Raw genomic sequence first — 21,492 nt, 5'->3', positions numbered from 1 at the left:
TACCTCTTTTTACCTCTCCAGATTAACAGAATCATTTTCAGCATCTTCATGAAAGACACTAATTATTTCTTTGATTCTATACGGGTAAAACGCCAACGAACTTTTTCCTGTACTGCAGGGCGGAAGTATAAAACGATCTGCTGTGTATGTTGTGGACCTGTTAATTCAGCAAAATCAATTGAATCTTCAAGGTAAAGATCAGCATCAGGAGACATAAAATGCCACACCGATTTACCTCCCACAGCTAAACGGACAAAATGATCCTCACGGCTCACTTCAATTTTTGGATGAAGATGGAACCGAACTGCAACATTGTGTGATTCATTTTGAACAGATTTATAGTTCTTAGACTCATCATTGTTTGGCATGAAAAAGCGGTCAAACCCCTCAATCATCGTGCCATTTGTCGTCAAAATAAGTCCACGCTCATGCAAAAGATTAAAAGGTCGCACATAACCATCATGGCATGCAATAAAACCAATTTTTTTGGCATCCTCTATGCGCTGTATCTGAATATTTTTAGGCCCTTTCAGCAAAAGGGAAGACGCCTTATTTTTTATTTTTCGAAAAACACCCACTGAAGAATCATTTAATGTTGCCGTTGAATGTGCTGCTGTAATCCGTCCAAAATGCCGATATTCTTCACGTCCATACGGATCAATACCCGCATTGATTATAAAGCGGTGTCCCTCAGATGACATTTCAAATGACAAACATCCCGAACAAGCATGCTCTGCAACAGAACGTGGTGGAAATTCTCCCGTATCAGCGATCACTGTCGTTTCATGAGCATTTAAACGCTGAAATCCTGAATAACGCGCATGACTAAAGAGATTTCCTGCTGTTTCATCAAAATCTAAAATTGTAGACAAGCATTCTGGAGCAATAGGTCCAACCCCATTGAAATGTGCTAATGTTTGATCTTCATGAATAAAAAACCTCAAAGCTGGCAACATACGCTCAACAGAATCAATCAAAATACGTGGTGCCGTTTCATTGCTATGCATATAAAGATGACGCAACGATAATAAATCTGGTAACAAATTGAACACAATAGCAGGATTGCGTGAAATATGACCACCATCAACAAGAATTTGATGCGCAAGTTCACGGCTCAAATAGGTTTGAACCTTTTTTTTCATTGTTGCAGAAAGAGGTAAAGCTAAAGACGCAAATGCTAAGGCTATTGCTGCCTGCAAGCGTTGATCATTATGTTCCATACTGCAAATCGTGACGCGCAAATAACGAAATTGAAAACCAAGCGCATTTAAAAATCGCTTTTCAAACTGCTCACTTGCACCTTCTAAGAGCATGTGTGCATGACAAATCCATGCAATCAAACGCCGTGCAACAACCCCCCCACTCCAAGGAAGTCCTTTAATTTTTTTGCCACTATGGTCAAGCCAATCTTCTAATAAGAAACGCGCATGGGCTGTTGCCAGTTGACTACGCGCTGCTGTCATATGCCGCAACCAATGAAAATCATGCAGTGCTGCTTCCCATTCCAAGGTTGGTGATGTTAGTGCAAAAGGCGAAACAGAACCCGACTGAACAATACGACCTGAAAAAGAAAAGCGACCATGGTAAAATTCATGCGCCATCATGGGATCCGCAACATGCAAATCAATGGGGCGTGCTAAAATTTTTTGCGGACGAAACCGTGAAAAACGCCCATGAAATAAAGGCCCAACCCATAAACGCCAAAATACTTGTAACATCCTATAAAAAAAGGCTCCTACCTTCATTTGAGGATATTTAACAGCAATCGCCACAATTCTACTTTCCTTGTATTCACTTAACAAAATACACTGTCAACTATTTTAGTAAATGAAATATTAATTAAGAAATTTTCCGGAGACGTGCTGCGTAAAAACCATCCATTCCAAATAACAATTTGTTCTCAGCATAACAATTTTCACTCTTAAAATCAGCAAACTCCACAGATCCACAAAAATCAGCAGGTGTTGTTCGCACAATGCCTTCAACTGTCAATACATGCTTCATATCTCCTAATTCATTCTCTAAAATAGGCTCTAAAACAACATCATCGCGTGTTGATAAAACCTTCTCAATCAGATCTTCACCTTCTTCTCTTGCCAGTGAGCAATTAGAAAAAACAATATGCCCACCCTTTTTGACCATAGCAATAGCTGCCAACAACAAATCATATTGTACAGCAGCGAGCTTCATGATATCCTCTCGTGATTTAGTCCATAAAATATCAGGATGACGGCGGATCGTTCCAAGAGAAGAGCATGGAGCATCAAGAAGCGCTGCATCAAAAAGCTTTTCAGGATGAAAATTTCTTGCATCACCATTCCAATAGCTCACGGAAAAATTAAGCCGATGCATATTGGCTGTTAAACGCTTTAATCGATTAGCAGAAAGGTCAATTGCTGTTACATCTGCTCCTTGCAAGGCCAATTGCGCCGTTTTTCCTCCAGGACTAGCGCAAAGATCAACCACCCGTTTCCCATGAATATCTCCTAAGAAACGAGCAGGTAAAGCGGCTGCAACATCTTGAACCCACCAAGCTCCTTCTGCATAGCCTGGTAAATCGACAACAGAGCTCTCCAAAGCTTTTAGACGAACCGAACCATTTGGTAAAACAACACCTCCAAGTCGTTTTGCCCACCCCTCACTGTCTGATTTAACAGTCAAATCAAGCGGTGGTGTTTCGCTTTGCATCGCTAAAATCCGCTGTGTTTTCTCTTCCCCATAAGTTGAGACCAAAAGCTGCCAAAACCAATCTGGAACCTCATTAAAAGTAAGTGCTTGCCTCTTTAACACCATCGCATCACGCGCAAAATTGCGTAAAATAGCATTAACTAATCCCGAAAAACAGCGTGTACGAGGATCGATTTTGGCTGCACGCACCGCTAAATCAATTGCTGCATAATCAGGAATATCAAGATAAAGAATCTGCGCTGCACTAATATGGAAAAGATGCTGAAGTGCAAATGCTTTTGGCGGCAAAGGCCGTGTTAAAAAACGTGATAAAGCTGCTTGAATCTGGCCTCGATGACGCAACGCCGCTATCAAAATAGCCCGACATAATAAACGATCACGATATGAAAGCTTCAAATAAAGGGGATGTCCATGCTCATGATCTGTTAAACCAGAAAGAGACGTATGCTTATCCAGTACCGCACCTAAAAGACGGACACATACTTGACGAACAGCCAATCCTTGAACATTCTTTTCAAACATCCATCCACTTTCTCATTTCATGTTTCAAAATAAAACCTTAACGCACATTTCTTATTTAAAAATGTTCTCATCGAGGCCGTTCTTGAATTTTAATGACGAAGCCAAGTGGGGCGGTCTGTACCCCGCCGAAGAATCTTTTTTTTCTGATGATGTATAAAACCATTCTGAGCTTCTGGATTGAGATCTTCATCTTTTAAATTGCCATGTTTCCCATAAGGCCCATTCTCTACAGCAAATTTCATCCTTTTATTCCCCTCTTTTGCCATCTTTTCTGCTTGCTTGTGAAGAGCTGCAATACGATTTTCAATTGCTGGATGAGTAGAGAAAAGATTGTCCGTTCCTTCACCCCTTAAAGGATTAACAATAAACATATGGGCTGTTGCTGGATTACTCTCTGCCTCTTCATTATACAACGTCTGTCCACTCCCAGAAATTTTTCTCAAAGCTGAAGCTAACCACAAAGGATTTCCACATATTTCAGCTCCCCGCTGATCAGCAGCATATTCACGTGTACGACTAATCGCCATTTGCACCAGCATTGCTGCAAAAGGTGCAACGAACAAAGCAATAACAGTCCCAAGCATTCCAGCCCCTTGAGAATTCCCTGAAGAATTGCGTTGCCCGCTCATTCCCATAAATAAAGCAAAATTACCAAGCATAGAGATCGCTCCTGCAATGGTTGCCGTCAATGTCATCGTTAAGGTATCGCGATGCTCAATATGCGCTAATTCATGAGCCACAACCCCAGAAATTTCCTCTGCACTCAACTGTTTCAATAGCCCTGTACTTGCAGCAACAGCTGCATTTTGTGGGTCACGCCCTGTCGCAAAAGCATTGGGCTGTGCATTATCAATAATATAGACCTTCGGCTGTGGAAGAGAGGCTCTTTGAGCCAGTTCAGTCACAATCCCATAATATACAGGTGAAGAATGCTCATCAACTTCACGCGCACCATACATACGCAAAACTATTTTATCCGAGTTCCAATAAGAAAAAAAATTTAATGCTCCTGCTATGAAAAGAGCAACAACCATACCACTGCCCCCTCCAACCAGATAACCAACTCCCATAAAAAGAACTGTCATAAAAGCTAAAAGCATTGTTGTGCGCATTATGTTCATTCTTTAAAAAACTCCATGCTAAAGTGTAACCATTCTTATAGGATGGTATTTTCTTCCTGATTCTTCAATGGAACATAGGTATAAAATGGACAAAAAGGATAAGAAAATAAACAACGATACAGCTTGCTTTCAGCCAAGTTCCTCCCTCTCCCCAGCAGCACAGCGTGCCTTACAGGAGGCTGCAGAAAGACGCAAACACGAAACCCATGAGAAAAAACCTTTAGAAAGCGGTGGGCGCGGCGGCAAAGATCCTGCTCGCTATGGAGACTGGGAAATTAAAGGCCGCGCTATAGACTTTTGAAAAACTAAAGTTTTTAATGAGGACACTCTCTGTTTCTTTTTAGGAAAATCAGCTTACCCAAAACAAATCGTAATCACCATATGTAAAGCTTTCCTTTATCTTAGGCTGATACTTCTACTGCTTTAGCATCTTCGGTAGCTTGTTTAGCAGCAGCTATCCGTTCTTGTGCTTTTTTGCCAGGCTCACCTTTATGTGGGTTATTGCGTATTGGACGCTTTTTTAAACCAGCAGCATCCAAAAACCGCAAAACACGATCTGTTGGTTGAGCCCCTTGATTAAGCCAATGTTGGATACGATCCTCGTTAAGCTTTACACGTGGCTTATCCTTTGGCAACATTGGATCCCATGCACCAACGCGTTCAAGAAAGCGTCCATCACGTGGGCTGCGTGCATCTGCCACAACGATATGGTAGTAAGGACGTTTTTTTGAACCTCCACGTGATAAACGAATTTTTAGGGCCATATTATTTTTCTCCTGTTATCAATTTTGGCTTTCGTTTTAACTTATTTTCTTTGTTTTTTGCTTTTCAGCGTATTTATTCCGTGATTATCAATAATTTTCCTCACAATAAAATTCAAAAATTTTTCTTACATAATCTGCACAGAGATGACTGCTAGGTAACTGCTTTTGGCCAATGGTTGTAAAGATGCCATGTAAACACGTCTTTGACTCGTACTGTGTAAGATACCCCTGCATAAGACAGGTCGCCAACCAATAGAGAGGTTTTTAAAAACGCAGCAGCTTGCATACCCCAAAAACGCTCGACCACACAGTCAATCAATAATTGCATAAAAACCATCATTCAATTTTTGAAACCCTTACATAAACATAAAATATTTTGACATCTTTTTGCTGCATTATATGTGTTTTCTCTTTGTGATTTACTTCTTCTTAAGCGATGGAGGCACGATCCCTTTTCCTTCAGGAAGACCAGGAATCTTTAAGCCTCGCCCTGGAAGACCAGGCAGTCCTTCGCTCAAAGAATTATTTTGAATCTGCTTTTGCAGCGCTGATAATTGCTTAGGGTCAAATCCGGAAAGATCAGGCAGAGCACCAGTTCCCTCCAACCCCCCTAATCCCATTTTAGAACCAAATCCCCCTAACATTTTGCCCATGAGACCGCTTTTTCCTTTTCCGCCCATAGCTTTCATCATATCAGCCATCTGACGATACATTTTCAAAAGCTTATTAATATCAGCTGCACTCGTACCTGACCCTCTAGCAATTCTCTGTTTACGACTATGTTTTAAAATTTCAGGCTTGAGACGTTCTTCACGTGTCATTGATCCAATAATCGCTAATTGGCGATCTAAAAGACCATCATTAAGGCCTGCAGCTGTGATTTGATCTTTCATCTTTCCCAGACCTGGCATCATACCCATAATGCCTCCCATACCACCAAGCTGTTTCATTTTTTGCAATTGGTCTGCAAGATCATTCAAGTCGAATTGTCCAGCTTGCATTTTTTTGGCAAGAGCCATAGCTTTTTCATGGTCAATTGTTTCAGCAGCCTTTTCAACCAAAGAAACAATATCACCCATGCCGAGAATACGATCCGCAATACGGCTAGGATGAAACTCTTCCAAAGCATCCATCTTTTCGCCAATACCGATCGCTTTAATGGGTTTCCCTGTCACAGCACGCATTGAAAGAGCAGCACCGCCACGGCCATCACTATCCATGCGTGTTAAAACAATCCCTGTAAGTCCTATCCGCTCATCAAAAGAACGAGCAAGATGAACTGCATCCTGACCAGTCAGACTATCTGCAACCAACAAAATTTCATGTGGTAAAGAAGAAGCCTTAATCTCTGCCAATTCAAGCATCAAAGCTTCATCAATATGGTTACGCCCTGCCGTATCAAAAAGGACAACATCATAACCGCCTAACTTTGCTGCCTGAACAGCACGTACAGCAATATCAACAGCCGATTGACCAGGAATAATTGGTAAATTGGCAAGCTCTCCTTGTTCCCCTAATTGACGAAGCTGCTCTTGTGCAGCAGGACGACGTGTATCTAACGACGCCATTAAAACTTTTTTATTATGTTTATCAGTTAAACGCTTTGCAAGTTTCGCTGTTGTCGTCGTCTTTCCTGAGCCTTGTAAACCAATCAACATAACAACGACCGGCGCTGGTGCATTAAAATCGCCTAAAACATTCTCGTCTCCAAGCATGTTCACAAGTTCATCGTGAACAATCTTAACAACCATCTGGCCTGGTTTGATAGATTTAACAATAGCAGACCCAACAGCTTTTTCACGAACCCTATCCGTGAAAGAACGCACAACATCAAGCGCGACATCAGCTTCCAGCAAGGCACGACGAATTTCACGCAGAGCTGTCGCAACATCTTGTTCTGACAAAGCACCACGCCCTGTCAAATTGGACAGAATAGACCCAAGACGTTCCTGCAAAGACTCAAACATCACTAACCTCATTTCTCTGTAACAAAAACTAACAAGCAAACCACATGGCAAACCAAAACAGCACCCGAGAACGCCACGCGCTGTCGGGTGTTGACCTCTGGGATCTTTTTATACCCTTAAGCGGGGTCCCAGTAGGTGATTCCAAGTTAATTCTTGTCACTAAATGCTCATTGTTTCAAACAACAAAAACTGTCCTTTGTCAAGATTTTATCACGCAAGAATGAAGGCGAAACAGAGAGTATTTTCAGAATTGAGAAAGCAATTCGCTTTCAACACGGGTAAAATTTCCTGTTTCTTGTTCCATGCTCCATAATTCACCACTTGAAATATCAAACCAAGCTCCATGCAATTTTAACAGCCCTTCATCTTTGCGCGTTTTTAACCAGGGAAATGTCTCTAAATTCTCGAGTGAACAACGAATAGAAATATGTTCCAATGCTGTTTGCCGTTCTTCTGCAGTCATCCATGAATTACTCGCAACAGCTTTTCCTGCTAGTGTCAACAGGCTCATCCAACGGCTAATAAAATCATCTGATGATAAGGGCTTACAAGTTTCATCAAGAACGGTACGAATCCCTCCACAATGCCCATGTCCTAAAATAACAATATGTTTGACTTCTAAAAACTGTACTGCAAACTCAATCGCTGCTGACGTTGCGTGATATTGATCATCAGGAGAAAAAGGAGGAACCAAATTCGCTACATTACGTAGAACAAAAATTTCACCTGGACAAGCATCAAAAATCGTTTCTGGAGTGGCACGAGAATCACAGCAAGCGATGACCAAAGTCTCTGGCCTTTGTCCTTCTTTTGCTAATTGCTGATAACGCTCTCTCTCCTGTGAAAAACGATTATCCATAAAGGACCAGTATCCTTTGAGAAGTTTTTCTGGCAAAATCATTATATCGTCACTTTAATTATTAAATCTTGACTAGGTTCTTATCATTTTACACATGATCTTGAATACAAAAATAAAACATTCACACAAACTATTCATTTTAATGTCATCATTCCTGCTATAAAGTAACGAAAAGAATTTATAATCACTGAAGGTAAATCTCTCTTCCCTTTAGTCAATAAGATGATACACTAGGGATAATGGCGTAAAAGCCAACTTTTGTGAGGAAAAAACGACCCAAAGCAAAAAGAGGGAGGACTATTATGTCAAAACAGGAAATACTGGATATTAAGAAAGATCCAAATGAAATAGAATCAATTCTTTTCGCTCATGCAGATGAAGAAGATATAGCCCGCTATAAAAGCAGTGAACTCCAAAAAGCTGCAAAAATCGCTACTGAAGCCCTCCACCAATATCGGGAAGGAGAAAGCACCGTCTGCTTTGAACACACTCTAACCTGTAATGACAAACCCTTAACTGTTGTTACGTTGGTTAATGACAACAAACCTTTCTTGCTTGATTCTATTTTGAATGTCTTCAATCAACAAATAAACAAAATTTATTTGATTGCGCATCCTGTTCTTGATTGTGCTGCCGAAAAACGCATCAGTCTGATGCAAATCCATGTTGAAGCTTTAAATCAACAACAAGCTCAAAAGCTTAAAGATGAGATCACCTTAGTTCTTGGACAAGTCAACGCAGCGGTGCAAGATTGGCAGCCCATGCTTGAGCAAGTCAAAAAGCGCATTCATGCCTATCAAACAAACCTGCCACTAAATTACCAGAAAGAAAGTGCAAAAACTATTGAATTTCTGCAATGGTTGATGAACAATAATTTCATCTTTCTTGGGTTGCGCACTTATGATTTCATTAAAGGCCAAAACCCTGATAAAGCTCTTAACACTGGTGATGTTGAATTGGGTATTCTTACAGATGCCTCTATCCGCATTATTGGAAATGCGCATATGGAAGAGAGTCCTCAAGAATTCTTATCCTTTATGGAAAGCGACGCCTTGTTTATCGTGACAAAGGCGAATAGCCGCTCAAAAATACACCGCTTTGTTCGATTAGATTATATTGGTCTGAAAATTTTTAATAAAGCAGGACTTCCTTGCGGAGAAATGCGTATTGTAGGGTTGTTTACATCTTCAGCTTATACACACTCTATTCTAAAAATCCCTTTCTTAAAAGAAAAAGCTGAAACCATTATTCAGCGTCTTGGATATAATCGGGCTGACCATTCTGGGAAAGCCCTTATCAGTGTTTTGGAAACCTATCCAAGAGATGAAATGTTCCACTCTGATGTGGATACACTGACAGAAAATGCTAAACTCATCCTGCAATTAGATGAACGTCCCCGTTTACGGGTTCTTGCTCACGCTGATTCTTTTGGACGTTTTGTTTCCGTCCTTGTCTATGTCCCACGGGATCAATATGGCAGCAGCAAACGTGAAAAAATTGGTGCTTATTTTGTCGATATCTATGAAGGTGATTTCTTTGAATCCTATCCGCTTTTTTTGGAAAGTACACTGATTCGCATCCACTATATCATCTACCGTAAAAGCAACCAAAGTGCTCCTGTTATTGAACGCACCACTCTTGAGCACGCTGTTCGCGAGATCACACGTAACTGGGAAAACACTGTCCAAGCTGTAGCTCTTGCTCACAAAGCGACAGATCAGCAAACACATCTCGCCAGTCAATTTCCCAACAGCTATCGTGACTTATTTTCAGCGGAAGATGCTATAAACGATGCAACTCATATTTTAAATCTTAATGATGAACATCCTCTTTTTGTGACATTTTATCACACCCACCATAAAGAAAAACACACCATTGCTCTCAGGCTATTTCACCGTCATGAAGCGCTTGCTCTTTCTAAACGGGTACCACTCCTTGAAAATATGGGATTCCGCGTCATAGCCGAACAAACTCTTGAACTGCCAGACGGCAATGGAAAATATGTGTATCTTCACGATATGCAACTAGAAAGCTCTTTCCAAATTTGTGTTAATCTTGACAAAAATGGTCTTAAACTTGCTGAAACATTTGAAGCTGTTTGGGCCCAAAATGCTGACGATGATGCTTTTAACGCGCTTACGCAAACAGCCCAACTGGATTGGCGCGAAATTGTTATTTTGCGCCATTATGGACGCTATATCCAACAAGCAGGCATTCCTTATTCGCAAGAACGTATCGCTAAAACTTTAAACGCCTATCCTCACATTACTCAGGATCTTTATGCTTTATTTCATTTGAAATTTCATCAAAGTCATACAGCGGAAGAACGACAGAAAAACGAAATAATCATTCAACAACGCATTGAAGAAAAATTACAGCATGTTCCCAGTTTGGATGATGATCTTATTTTACGTCGTTATCGTAATTTGATTGCAGCAAGCCTACGCACCAACGCCTTTACCCCTCTTGCCGATGGGAGCCCGCGACGTATTTTGGCCACCAAATTGGATCCACGCCAAATTGAGGGTTTGCCTGAACCGCGCCCTTACCGAGAAATTTTTGTTTACGGTCCAGAAGTTGAAGGCGTTCATTTACGCTTTGGTCCTATTGCTCGTGGAGGTATTCGCTGGTCCGACCGCGCATTGGATTATCGTACCGAAGTGCTCGACTTGGTCAAAGCCCAACAAGTCAAAAATGCAGTAATCGTCCCTGTTGGTGCAAAAGGTGGCTTTTATCCCCATTGTCTTCCTCAAACTGATAACCGTTCCGTTGTTGTAGAAGCCGCACGACAAGCCTATATTAGCTATATTGCAGCACTGCTATCTATCACCGATAATCTGGTTGATGGCAAAGTCAACGCAGCCCCTAATGTGATCCGCCATGATGGCGACGACCCCTATTTCGTTGTAGCTGCAGATAAGGGAACAGCAACCTTTTCTGACACCGCAAATGCTATAAGCCAAGAAAATCACTTTTGGCTTGATGATGCTTTTGCTTCTGGAGGATCAGCAGGTTATGACCATAAAGCGATTGGAATCACAGCAAAAGGCGCATGGGAAGCTGTCAAAAGACATTTTAGAGAGTCATTTGACCATGATATCCAAACAAAACCTTTCACCTGCGTTGGTGTTGGCGATATGTCGGGTGATGTCTTTGGTAACGGATTGTTATTGTCGCAGCAAACAAAGCTGATCGCTGCCTTTGATCACCGTGATATCTTTATCGATCCAGATCCAGATACCGCTGAAAGTTATGCAGAACGTATGCGTCTGTTTCAACTTCCCCGTTCCAGCTGGCAAGATTATGACCAAGGAAAATTGTCAAAAGGTGGTGGTGTTTTCCCACGTACAGCGAAAACAATCACTCTTTCCCGTGAAGCTGCACAAGTTATTGGTTTTGAAAAACGAACAGGAACACCTTTTGAAATTATTACGGCCATTTTAAAAGCACCTGTTGATCTTTTATGGTTTGGCGGTATCGGAACTTATATCCGTGCAACAATGGAAACGAATGCACAAGTAGGCGACCGTACCAATGATGCAGTGCGCATCACCGGTGAACAGGTTCGTGCTAAAGTCATTGGTGAAGGCGCTAATCTTGGTCTTACTCAACGCGGCCGTATTGAATATATTTTAAATGGTGGGCGATGCAATACAGATGCTATTGATAATTCTGCAGGGGTCAATTGCTCTGACGTTGAAGTGAATATCAAAATCGTTCTCGCATCAGCACAGCAAGCAAAAAAACTCACCCGTAACACACGTGATGCTCTTTTGAAGGAAATGACCCCACAGGTTGAGCAATTAGTGCTGAGCAACAATTATCTGCAACCTCTTGCTCTCTCACTAGCGGAAAGACGAGGTGCTCTTGATTTGCCTTATCAAGCACGCTTTATCAATGATCTAGAGAAGAAAAACCTCCTTGATCGTCGGGTTGAAATTTTACCTGATGAACAAGTTTTACGCCAAAGACTTGCTCAAAATCAGGGTCTCACACGTCCAGAGCTTGCTGTTATTTTGGCTTATGCGAAATTGACTCTGCAAGAAGAAATTGCCAACAATCCTATTGTTGACCATCATTATTTTGATTCAACCTTATTGGGGTATTTTCCAACCCAACTGCAAATCCAGTTTAAGCAAGAAATCATTAATCACCAATTGCGCCGTCATATTATTGCAACTCTTGTCGCCAATGATATTGTCAATCGTGGAGGACCAACTTTTGTTAATCGTCTGCAAGATAAAACAGGACAAAAAGTTGAAAATATTATTCGTGTTTTCATTGCTATTCGTGATGGTTTTGAAATTCCGCAATTATCTAACCAAATTGATAATCTTGATAATAAAATACCTGGTCTTATCCAAAATAAATTCTATGCAGCAATCACCTCAATGCTCTTTGAAGCAACTAATTGGGGTTTACGTCATATGGATTTATCGACACCGTTGGAAGATCTTGTGAAAACAATCAAACAGGCCCGTACTGTTATTGAAAAACAGCTTACACACTCCAATGGTAGAGACATTCATCAAAAAATTGCAAGAAAAGCAGCAAATTATTGCAAAGAAGGAGCACCAAAAGCTTTAGCACAACAATTAGCTCTCCTGGAAGTCGCCTCGATCATTTGTGATATTTCTCTAATTGCAAAACAAAATAAAAGTGACCTGATTCAAACAGCACAAATCTACTTCTCCCTTGCTCAAATTATTCACATAAACCGTATTGATGAAGCAAGCCGAGCCATCCCTATTTTTGATTATTATGATGGTATGGCTTTAAGCCAAGCGAAAGAAAATATTGCTGAAAGCTTACGGCAAATTGTTACGAAAATTTTGCAAAATTATGGTGAACAAAATGATCCGCTCGCAGTTTGGATCAAAACAGGAGAAAATCAAATTTACACGGTGACCAATCGAATTGGTGCACTTATTGAAGGTGATCTTAATATTTCTCGTTTTACCTTTGCAGCAAGTATGATCGCTCAACTCAAAAACACCACCTTCCAATCTTAAAGAAAGATAGTGTAGAGAGCCTATCTTGAATAACTTAGTTCCCCTGCTCCTTTGTCGAGTTACAAAGGAGTTGCGGTAAACAGGTTGACCTTTTACATTTTTTCAACATAAACCGACAAAAACAACAAAGTGCGCAAATTATTACACTTAGGCGTTAACTTGTGTAGACAATAAATACTGAACAATGGAAAGAAGCCTACATGCAGAAACAAAAAAGGCCTTTTTCACTTCCATGTTGTTTCACTTCATAGAGTAAGAGAATATCCAACATTTTTTATGATGATTTTTAGACTAATTATGGCTCTCAACTTCCGTATAAAAGGCAGAAGAAGCACCAAAAATCCGTTGCAATGCATTTTTAAACCACTTATGCAAAGTCTGGCCATACATTGAGTAACCTTCAAAATGCATAAAAGCAGGTTGAACACCCTTTTGAGTCAAATTTTTAGCCAAATGCATCACCAAATTTCGTATCATCATACGTGTTAATTCAGGATGAAATTGCAAACCCCATGCTTTATCTCCATAGCAGAATGCTTGTACAGGATATGTCTGCCCTGTTGCCAACAGAATAACGTCTTTAGGCAAATCATAAATTCCTTCATTATGAAAATGATAAACCACTTTTGGCCAATCCATCATTGTCTCACCTTGTGGCATCACCTGCAGAGGATACCACCCCACTTCTACATATCCATCACGTCTTGCCTCAACACATCCTCCTAGATTTCGTGCTAACATTTGTGCTCCAAGACAAATACCTAAAAAAGGCTTATTTTCTTTCAAAGACAGAGAAATCCAATCAATTTCCTCACTAATATATGCATCCCTATCATTTACACTCATCGGCCCACCTAAAATAACAACACCAGCATGATGTTCTAATGTATCGGGAAGTTTTTGTCCCAAAATAGGACAATAAATATCAAGAGCAAAACCACTCTGTTGCAAAAAAGATCCCAGATAACCCATCCCCCCAGATGGACGATGAAGAACGATTGCAATTTTTGGTTTATTGTCCTTTTGTTTGTGATCTAAATATTGTTCTACAAAAAACATAATTCAATTAATCGCTTTATAACATAATTGGGCATTCTAAATGCATACGCAAATTACGTCTGTCAACAATAGCTACGATAATTTTATAACGCTCGAAATTGCTCTTTCGATGAAAGCATATCTCTTTCTGCTATTTTCACTCCTGGATCATCAACATTTAAACGTGTCTGATTGCCAATTTTTTTCTTAGCTGAATTTTGAGGCAAAAAACCATCTTTTATAGGTGAAATTTCATTTAAGAGTTCATCGTTAACGAAAGTTATTTCCGTCACAATATCCTCTTTTTCTTCCTTTTCAGCCATTACAGGATCGACATTTAGCACCATAGGACCAACATCACCAACATCTTTTGGTTCTATAGGATCGATTTCTAATGTTAAAGGAAGCCTACGTGGCGGTGCTTTCCATTCAAAACAACCCAATCGCCCGCTTATCGGAGATACCGCTGACCAAGAAGAAAAAAGCGTTCCATCACACATCCATGTAGGATCCCGCTCTGCACGCAACGCCAATGAAAGCCATTGACGCACCAATAGCTGATTATTGCCTTGTGCTTCTTCGATATCCGCCAATAATAAATAAACGCTTTCACGGGGATGACGTTGAAGGGCTTTTTGTGCTTGTTCTCTCGCAAATGCCACTTCACCTGCATCCAAAGCAGCCTTTGCAACAAGAAACGCTGATTCAAAAGTATCCTCATTATAAGAAGCCAATTTTTTAGCCTTTTTCAATCGCTCAACGGCTCTTTCCTCATTCTCAAGATAACATGCACCCAGGTCAGGATGGGGGTTTTTTTTCCAAGCATTGAAAATGATTTTATCAGCCTTATGTACTTCATTGAACTTATAAAGAATATCAGCTGCAATCACTGTTATCGGCACAAAATCAGGCAGTAATTTATGTGCTTTTAAAATAGCTGTACGCGCTTTGACAGGATGGGTTTTGAAAAGCTGAAGCGCTTGCCCACTTAATAACAAGGCATATGTGTGATTACGCTCTGCAGTCCAACGGTCAGCACGGGGTAAAGCCTTTTGTGCTTTTCCAAAAACATCAAGTGCTTTATCCCATTGCCCCTCAGCACTCAACCGATCAATAACAGCTTGATGAGCCCATAAAAGTGTTGGCGATAAAGCCAGCGCTTCTTCTGCATAATGCTGTGCTGCTTCATCCTCTTTCATAGCCACAGCTTCACGATAAAGACCATAAAGCCCAGCAAGTTTTGTTGGCGTCTCTTGTCGCATTTCTTCATAAAAACCAATGGCGCGAATAGAATCCTTTTGTAAAAACAAGGTTTGAGCCTGTAAAAGCTTCATCAACGGCTCATGATTATTTGCAAGATATTTTAAAGCACATGTTTCCATTTTTTTTGCCGTGACATAATCACCAGAAAAAACAGCAAGAAGCCCTTGTGAAAGCGCTTCACGACCTTTTTTTTGGCGGCGTGTAGAAAAATAATGACGCAAAGTATTAGGAGCAAAAAAAAGACCACGCAACAGCCACCAGATAAGGGCCAGCATAACCAAGAGCACAATAGACACACTTACAAGTGTTAACAAAGAAATAGCAAACCGCGTTTGCAAAAATGTAATGATAACAATGCTATTGTGGTTCGCAACCCATCCAAAAAGAGCACCCAACACACAAACAGCAAAACTATACACCACAACACGTATCATTACCCTTGATCTCACTTACTTTTTCTAGTCTCAAAACGCCCTTGTTGAATAGAAGTTAACAAATCTTGTAAAATATTACGAACAGAGAGCTTTTGCTTAAGCTGTTTTGCAAAATCGGCTGAAGCATCTTGAGCGTTCTTAGGTAAAGTTTCCCATTCTGCTAAGGCTTTTTCATAGTTACCTTCCTGAATAGCAGCTTCCATCCGTGCGACAATTGCTTCCATTGTTGTCCCTGCAATATTGCCAACTGGCCGTGTAACAAAAAGACCTTTTACCCATGCCAAAATCTGTGCAAAAAAACCAGCATCTGGCGCAACAATATTTTGCAAACCAACAATGATATCAGCAATAGCTGCAAAATCATGAGCAAGCTTCGTAGAATTGGAAAAACCTGTTCGTGCTTTTTTTTGTAAAATCTCAAGCCCAGGCAATGCAGGGAAAAAATTTTGTACGGCTTCTAACTCATCAATGAAAGGTCCGCCCTGCATTACAGCATTTTTTAAAGCACTGACTGCCATAAGTATTTGCATGTCTACAGCTTTTCCTTCACCACTCTTCGTTGCCATATTTTCTTGCAAAGTGTTGAGCTGTTTTTTCAATTCCATTAAATCATTTGCTATATTGTTTTCCGTCAACGAAGCTGACCTATTCTTTGACATCTCAGCCAAATTTTTTATATGCTCTTCAAGAAGTATAACTTTTTGTCCTAAAACTGTTAGAGTTTTTTTATTTTCTTCTTGTAAGGCATTTCTACTTTGAGTATCCTCAAAATTATGTGATAAAAGAGCTGCTTTCATATCTTTTGACATTTCGACTACAGCTTGCATCTGATCTTCAAGAGCAACCACTTTTTTCTCTAAATCTGCCACATCTTTTCCGACTTCTGCTTTAAGACTCATCTCTTTTTCAAAAAGAGAGACACTTTGCGACACAGAATAAACATCTGTTTTCAACAGATCAAGCTCTTGGAGAAGATGTGTCAATTGGCTTTCTGTTGATTTTAATTGATTTTGTGTGGTTTTCGCCATCTGCAAAGCTTGCTCTGTTGCAGAATTATGTCTGCTTAGAAAAGGGAAAAGAGAACCATCTCGTTGAAACCCTATCAAAAGACTTAATGTCGTTACAGCACTCACAATCCCTGAAATGAGTAAACACACCAAAGCCACACCAAAAGAGCACCGGCTCTTTTCCTTTTTCTTGCTAGGCTTTTTCATTGTAATGGACTCCTGCAATGTTGAAGATTCTGCTAAATTTTGTGTTTTTTTCTCTGAATCATCACGTATTGCTTCATGCTCAATAACAGGTGTCTCACGTTTAACACCTTTATAATGTGGATTTTCTTTCGGTTTTGAAGAATCTACCATGACTGTCTCTTTTTCTCTCTCATTGCTGATAATAAAATAATAAAATGAAAGAAACTTTAAGAGCCAAACGCTTCCTATGGCTACAGGCTCTGTCTTACATCCTATTGACTAAGAATTGATACCGTAGATCAATTATTCGATTGTTCATTCTCACGAGATACGTTTAAGGCCAGCCCCCTCTTGATCGAAAGACTTTAAACATACCAATACTAATATGTAGCACAAAACACAGAAAAACAGTGATGAGTCATACATAAACATAGCACAAAAATTATATGCCTATTGACGCTTATAAGAGCCAACTTTAAGAGAAGCACTTTGCATCTTTATTTGTCCGTGATACCGATCACTCTTAAAGAATTTTTAAACATAAGGTTTAGCCTATAATGCGCCTGTTGGGAATAGAAACAAGTTGTGACGAAACTGCTACCGCTGTTATTGAACACAATTTAAAAGGAAAAAGTCATATTCTTTCCAATATCGTTTGGAGCCAAATCGAAGATCACGCGCCTTATGGCGGTGTTGTGCCTGAGATCGCAGCACGCGCCCATGTTGAAATTCTCGACACTCTAATCCTCGAAGCACTCGCAAAAGCTAAAACAACACTGAAAGAGATTGACGCGATTGCTGTCACCGGTGGCCCCGGTTTGATAGGGGGGCTTTTAGTTGGCCTAATGAGTGCAAAAGCACTGGCTTTTGCCACTGGAAAACCCTTCATTGCTGTTAATCATCTCGAAGGTCATGCGTTAACAGCTGTTCTTACCCATCAAGTCACTTTTCCTTATTTATTGCTTCTGGTCTCAGGTGGCCATACACAAATGATCCTTGTTCATGGAGTAGGCAATTATCAGCGTCTAGGAACAACCTTTGACGATGCCTTGGGAGAAGCTTTTGATAAAACCGCAAAACTCTTAGGCCTTCCCTATCCTGGTGGCCCAGCTCTTGAAAAGGCTGCTCTTTTGGGAGACAAAAATCGCATCCCTCTGCCACGACCTTTAAAAGGAAACAAACAACTCAACTTTTCTTTTTCTGGTCTGAAAACCGCTGTTCGACAAGCAGCAACAGCTATGGCTCCTCTTTCAGAACAGGACGTTTCAGACATCGCCGCAAGTTTTCAAGCTGCTGTCATCGATACATTGCAAGATCGTGTTCACTTGGCTTTGCAATATTTCACTAGCCAATATCCTTCTTCTCATAGCCAAGAGCACCGCCATCCAGCTTTTGTTGTTGCCGGCGGCGTTGCTGCTAATCAGGCCATCCGTTTAACTCTACAAAATCTTGCCCATCAACATAGTTTTGAATTTATCGCCCCCCCTCCCTCTCTGTGTACGGATAATGCTGCCATGATTGCTTTTGCTGGTGCAGAGAGAATAGCACGGGGGCAAACAAGCCCGCTTGATATTGCTCCCCGTTCACGTTGGCCGTTAGATGAAAACGCTTCGCCTTTAATCGGAACAGGGCGCCGTGGAGCAAAAGTGTAAAGAGATCAAAAACACAATACACATAAAAACTATTAGAGCATTCATAAAAATCTGAAACCGCATCAAACTTTATGAAAAGGAGCTTTTCGTGGCTTATTGGCTTTTTAAATCCGAACCCGATAAATGGTCATGGACCATGCAAAAGAAAAAAGGCCTTGATGGAGAACCATGGGATGGCGTGCGCAACTATCAAGCCCGCAACAACATGCGCGCCATGAAATACGGTGATAAGGGTTTTTTTTATCATTCCAACAAAGGGCTAGAGATTGTTGGCATTGTAGAAATCTGTGCTGAAACGCACCCTGATTCAACAACATCTGATCCACGCTGGGAATGTGTGGATATTCGCGCTATCTGTGATATGCCAAACCCTGTTTCACTAAAACAGATCAAAGCCAATCCAAAATTAAATACGATGACACTGGTTAAAGCTATGCGATTATCAGTACAACCCGTTACAGAAGAGGAATGGAAAGAAATTTGTGCTATGGGTGGCCTTCAACTAGAAATGCTTTAAGCTAAAACCGCAACTTTTGTTCGTTGGCTTATATAGGGCAGCAACCGCTCCATATCACGGCGGGAAAGCGCAATACATCCTTCTGTCGGCTGATAATTGTCTCGCGCTAAATGCATAAAAATAGCACTTCCTTTTGCCATTTTTCGTTCTGTAATATTCCAATCGAGAATAAGACAAATTGCATAAAGATCATCCTCACGCTGCATTTTTTCAGCACTTTTAGGATAAGGAAGGCGGACAAAACGATTATAATTGGTGTCCCCACTTGCATCACACCAACCATCATGAGCTCGAATACGGCGAAAAGATAAAGCTGAACGCGGTAAGGACCGATAAAAATTGCCTCGAAATCCTCTTAAACAGCGCATCTTCGCCAAAGGTGTCGCTCCATCGCCCTCACGTTTAAAAGCAGAAACACCAAAGCGTCCTAGAGCGCAAAATAAACGATGCTGACCTATACAAAGGATACCCCGTGTATGCCTGCCTGCTATGCGCACCTGCCGACGAACGGTTATGAGAGTCACGCGAGTCTTCTTTTTTACAATTTCCTTTTTAATTCTACTTGCATGAAATCTCATTTTTCGTGAAACTACTTTCAAAACCATAATCCAAACATGCTTTTACAAGGAAAAAAAATGAGCGATTATAATCTTTTAATCATTGAGGAGGATGATAATCTACGTCACATTTTGGTAGAACAATTGCAAATATATAAGGAATTTGAAATCCTGCAAGCCAAAACAGCTGAAGAAGGAATCACAATAACTCAAGAAAAAAGAATTAATCTTATCATTATTGATGTTGAATTTTCTAACCTTGATGACCATACTCCTGTCACCACGATACGTCAACAAAGATTTCGTGCTCCTATTATCATGATCACTCGTGACGACACCAATTGTGATAATCTGTTAAATCTTGAAGTGGGCGCTAATGATTACGTAACAAAGCCCTTCCGCTTCGCTGTATTATTAGCGCGCATCCGTGCTCAACTGCGTCAATATGAACACAATGAAGATACAGTTTTTCATATCGGACCCTATAATTTTAAACCTGGACGAAAACTTCTCATTGATCAGCAGAATAATCACATTCGTCTTACAGAAAAAGAATCTGCAATTCTTAAATATCTCTATTGCACAAGGAAAAACCAAGTCATCAGCCGCGAAACCTTATTAGAACAGATTTGGGGCTATAACGAACAGATTGTTACCCATACATTAGAAACGCATATTTATCGCCTGCGAAAAAAAATCGAAAAAGATCCCGCGAATGCACAAATCCTCATCACAGATCAAAATGGATACCGCCTTAACCTTTAAGGAATACTGTTTTAATCTTTAGCAAAGAGCATTACCTAGAATCGTTAAAGGAAGCCACTATTTTAATTTTTATTTTTTACTCTCATGGCTCAACACATAAGCTCTGACCTCAATTTTCTCTTCCTACAATAAAGGAGAAGACTAAGATGATGTACATTTTTCACGAGCTTGTGGTGATAAAACAGGAATGAACACACGTCGTGATTGGCGGCGCTGCACAAATAGACCTTGATAAACACGTTTCTGGACCTGACACATTAACAGTCCACCAAAATAAGGAAACAGATAGCGCGCCAAAGGTTCATAGAAAAGTGACAATAATCGCGAAACACGCCCAGCAAAAGGTATATAATGCACAATTTCTTGCACAGACCTGACAATAAAATTTGTTTCTTCAAATAAACGAACAATTTGTTGTCGACTATAGGGTTGGCCATAGCCAAAAGGCGTGCGATCATTGCGTGCCCACAATCCGCAACGATTAGGAACAATAACAATCAAATGACCATTAGGAGCCAAAATACGCCATATTTCATTGAGCGTTTCCCGTGCATTTTCGCTATATTCCAAAGCATGGATCAATAAAATACAATCTACTGAAGCATCAGGAAGAGGCAAATCTTCTTCAAAAACGAGCGCTGTCGCAACCTTATCCGCACAAGGCCAGGGTGTCACACCTTGATTAGCTGGCATAAAAGCAAAACATTGTTGTGCACGTGCATGCAATGCAGCAAGATAAGGCAAAGCATAACCCAAACCTAAGACGCGTTTATCATCAAGATTTGACCACTTTATATTAAGTTGTTCACACAGCGTCGTCTGCACCCGCATACCGAGCGGAGAAGCATAAAAATCTCTCAGTGTGATTATATCCAATGTAATGTACCGTGTAGAAAAAAATTTTAAATAGTGCAGATCTTCATAGATTTAGTTTATGGAGATTTCATCTCTTCTTTTCAAGAATGATACCTTTCATACTTTATTCTTTAAATCCAAATGATGAAATCATCTCAACAATGTTGTCATGACTTTAATAACTTCATTATTATTCCCCTTTGCGTCTTCTCTTCCAATAAAACTTCTTCTATACGAGCACTTCCTATCTGCTTTTTATGAAAGAATGCACTTTTTCCAAAAAAA

Annotated in this window: 17 protein-coding genes; 5 read left to right on the top strand and 12 right to left on the bottom strand. The window is 40.4% G+C overall.

Features of this window, described 5'->3' with window-relative positions:
- Window positions 1-62 precede the first annotated feature (62 nt).
- The 3 genes from H710_RS01380 to htpX form a co-directional block, all read right to left on the bottom strand.
- Window positions 63-1,772 carry a heparinase II/III family protein gene (locus H710_RS01380; protein ID WP_041849073.1) on the bottom strand — a complete coding sequence of 570 codons (1,710 nt, stop codon included), beginning with the start codon at window positions 1,770-1,772 and terminating at the stop codon, window positions 63-65.
- A gap of 67 nt (window positions 1,773-1,839) precedes the next feature.
- The gene (locus tag H710_RS01375) at window positions 1,840-3,210 is read right to left on the bottom strand and encodes an RsmB/NOP family class I SAM-dependent RNA methyltransferase (RefSeq protein ID WP_041849072.1); all 1,371 of its coding nucleotides are present in this window, start codon (window positions 3,208-3,210) and stop codon (window positions 1,840-1,842) included.
- Between the two features lie 89 nt (window positions 3,211-3,299).
- On the bottom strand, window positions 3,300-4,331 hold the full coding sequence (gene htpX / locus H710_RS01370; protein WP_041849071.1) for a zinc metalloprotease HtpX: 1,032 nt from the start codon (window positions 4,329-4,331) through the stop codon (window positions 3,300-3,302).
- 85 nt (window positions 4,332-4,416) lie between these two features.
- Here htpX and H710_RS01365 point away from each other — a divergent pair, with 85 nt between their 5' ends.
- Complete coding sequence (locus H710_RS01365) at window positions 4,417-4,632, top strand: DUF1674 domain-containing protein (RefSeq protein WP_041849070.1); 216 nt, start codon at window positions 4,417-4,419, stop codon at window positions 4,630-4,632.
- A 100-nt stretch (window positions 4,633-4,732) separates the two neighbouring features.
- On the opposite strand, the gene rpsP is transcribed toward H710_RS01365, so the two are convergent.
- The 4 genes from rpsP to H710_RS01345 form a co-directional block, all read right to left on the bottom strand.
- Entirely contained in the window at window positions 4,733-5,095 is a 363-nt protein-coding gene (gene rpsP, locus H710_RS01360) for a 30S ribosomal protein S16 (protein ID WP_041849069.1), read from the bottom strand.
- A gap of 151 nt (window positions 5,096-5,246) precedes the next feature.
- The gene (locus H710_RS01355) at window positions 5,247-5,435 is read right to left on the bottom strand and encodes a hypothetical protein (RefSeq protein WP_041849068.1); all 189 of its coding nucleotides are present in this window, start codon (window positions 5,433-5,435) and stop codon (window positions 5,247-5,249) included.
- 79 nt (window positions 5,436-5,514) lie between these two features.
- The gene (gene ffh / locus H710_RS01350; protein WP_041849067.1) at window positions 5,515-7,062 is read right to left on the bottom strand and encodes a signal recognition particle protein; all 1,548 of its coding nucleotides are present in this window, start codon (window positions 7,060-7,062) and stop codon (window positions 5,515-5,517) included.
- Between the two features lie 244 nt (window positions 7,063-7,306).
- On the bottom strand, window positions 7,307-7,963 hold the full coding sequence (locus H710_RS01345; RefSeq protein ID WP_041849066.1) for a carbonic anhydrase: 657 nt from the start codon (window positions 7,961-7,963) through the stop codon (window positions 7,307-7,309).
- A 260-nt stretch (window positions 7,964-8,223) separates the two neighbouring features.
- Between H710_RS01345 and H710_RS01340 the strand changes: the two genes are divergently transcribed.
- Complete coding sequence (locus tag H710_RS01340) at window positions 8,224-12,933, top strand: NAD-glutamate dehydrogenase (protein ID WP_041849065.1); 4,710 nt, start codon at window positions 8,224-8,226, stop codon at window positions 12,931-12,933.
- A gap of 291 nt (window positions 12,934-13,224) precedes the next feature.
- On the opposite strand, the gene H710_RS01335 is transcribed toward H710_RS01340, so the two are convergent.
- The 3 genes from H710_RS01335 to H710_RS01325 all read right to left on the bottom strand — a co-directional run bounded on the left by H710_RS01335 (window position 13,225) and on the right by H710_RS01325 (window position 17,032).
- Window positions 13,225-13,992, bottom strand: coding sequence for a glutamine amidotransferase (locus H710_RS01335; protein ID WP_041849064.1), 768 nt, complete (start codon window positions 13,990-13,992; stop codon window positions 13,225-13,227).
- Between the two features lie 83 nt (window positions 13,993-14,075).
- Window positions 14,076-15,668, bottom strand: a complete 1,593-nt coding sequence (locus tag H710_RS01330) for a heme biosynthesis protein HemY (RefSeq protein ID WP_041849063.1) — start codon at window positions 15,666-15,668, stop codon at window positions 14,076-14,078.
- Window positions 15,669-15,679: 11 nt separating this feature from the next.
- Window positions 15,680-17,032, bottom strand: a complete 1,353-nt coding sequence (locus H710_RS01325; protein ID WP_041849062.1) for a COG4223 family protein — start codon at window positions 17,030-17,032, stop codon at window positions 15,680-15,682.
- Window positions 17,033-17,418: 386 nt separating this feature from the next.
- Here H710_RS01325 and tsaD point away from each other — a divergent pair, with 386 nt between their 5' ends.
- The gene (tsaD, locus tag H710_RS01320) at window positions 17,419-18,513 is read left to right on the top strand and encodes a tRNA (adenosine(37)-N6)-threonylcarbamoyltransferase complex transferase subunit TsaD (protein ID WP_041849061.1); all 1,095 of its coding nucleotides are present in this window, start codon (window positions 17,419-17,421) and stop codon (window positions 18,511-18,513) included.
- Between the two features lie 88 nt (window positions 18,514-18,601).
- Window positions 18,602-19,030 carry an EVE domain-containing protein gene (locus tag H710_RS01315; protein ID WP_041849060.1) on the top strand — a complete coding sequence of 143 codons (429 nt, stop codon included), beginning with the start codon at window positions 18,602-18,604 and terminating at the stop codon, window positions 19,028-19,030.
- On the opposite strand, the gene H710_RS01310 is transcribed toward H710_RS01315, so the two are convergent.
- Window positions 19,027-19,635: a L,D-transpeptidase family protein gene (locus H710_RS01310; protein ID WP_041849059.1), complete on the bottom strand. Its 609-nt coding sequence runs from the start codon at window positions 19,633-19,635 to the stop codon at window positions 19,027-19,029. The two genes, H710_RS01315 and H710_RS01310, sit on opposite strands and share 4 nt — an antisense overlap.
- Window positions 19,636-19,665: 30 nt before the next feature.
- On the opposite strand from H710_RS01310, the gene H710_RS01305 reads away from it, so the two are divergent.
- Window positions 19,666-20,352 carry a response regulator transcription factor gene (locus H710_RS01305; RefSeq protein WP_041849058.1) on the top strand — a complete coding sequence of 229 codons (687 nt, stop codon included), beginning with the start codon at window positions 19,666-19,668 and terminating at the stop codon, window positions 20,350-20,352.
- Window positions 20,353-20,493: 141 nt separating this feature from the next.
- On the opposite strand, the gene H710_RS01300 is transcribed toward H710_RS01305, so the two are convergent.
- Window positions 20,494-21,228 carry a class I SAM-dependent methyltransferase gene (locus H710_RS01300; RefSeq protein ID WP_041849057.1) on the bottom strand — a complete coding sequence of 245 codons (735 nt, stop codon included), beginning with the start codon at window positions 21,226-21,228 and terminating at the stop codon, window positions 20,494-20,496.
- Window positions 21,229-21,492 lie beyond the last annotated feature (264 nt).

The sequence above is a fragment of the Bartonella bacilliformis Ver097 genome, assembly GCF_000709795.1.
In the GTDB taxonomy this organism is placed as follows: domain Bacteria; phylum Pseudomonadota; class Alphaproteobacteria; order Rhizobiales; family Rhizobiaceae; genus Bartonella; species Bartonella bacilliformis_A.
This window is presented reverse-complemented; position numbering and strand designations above follow the sequence as displayed.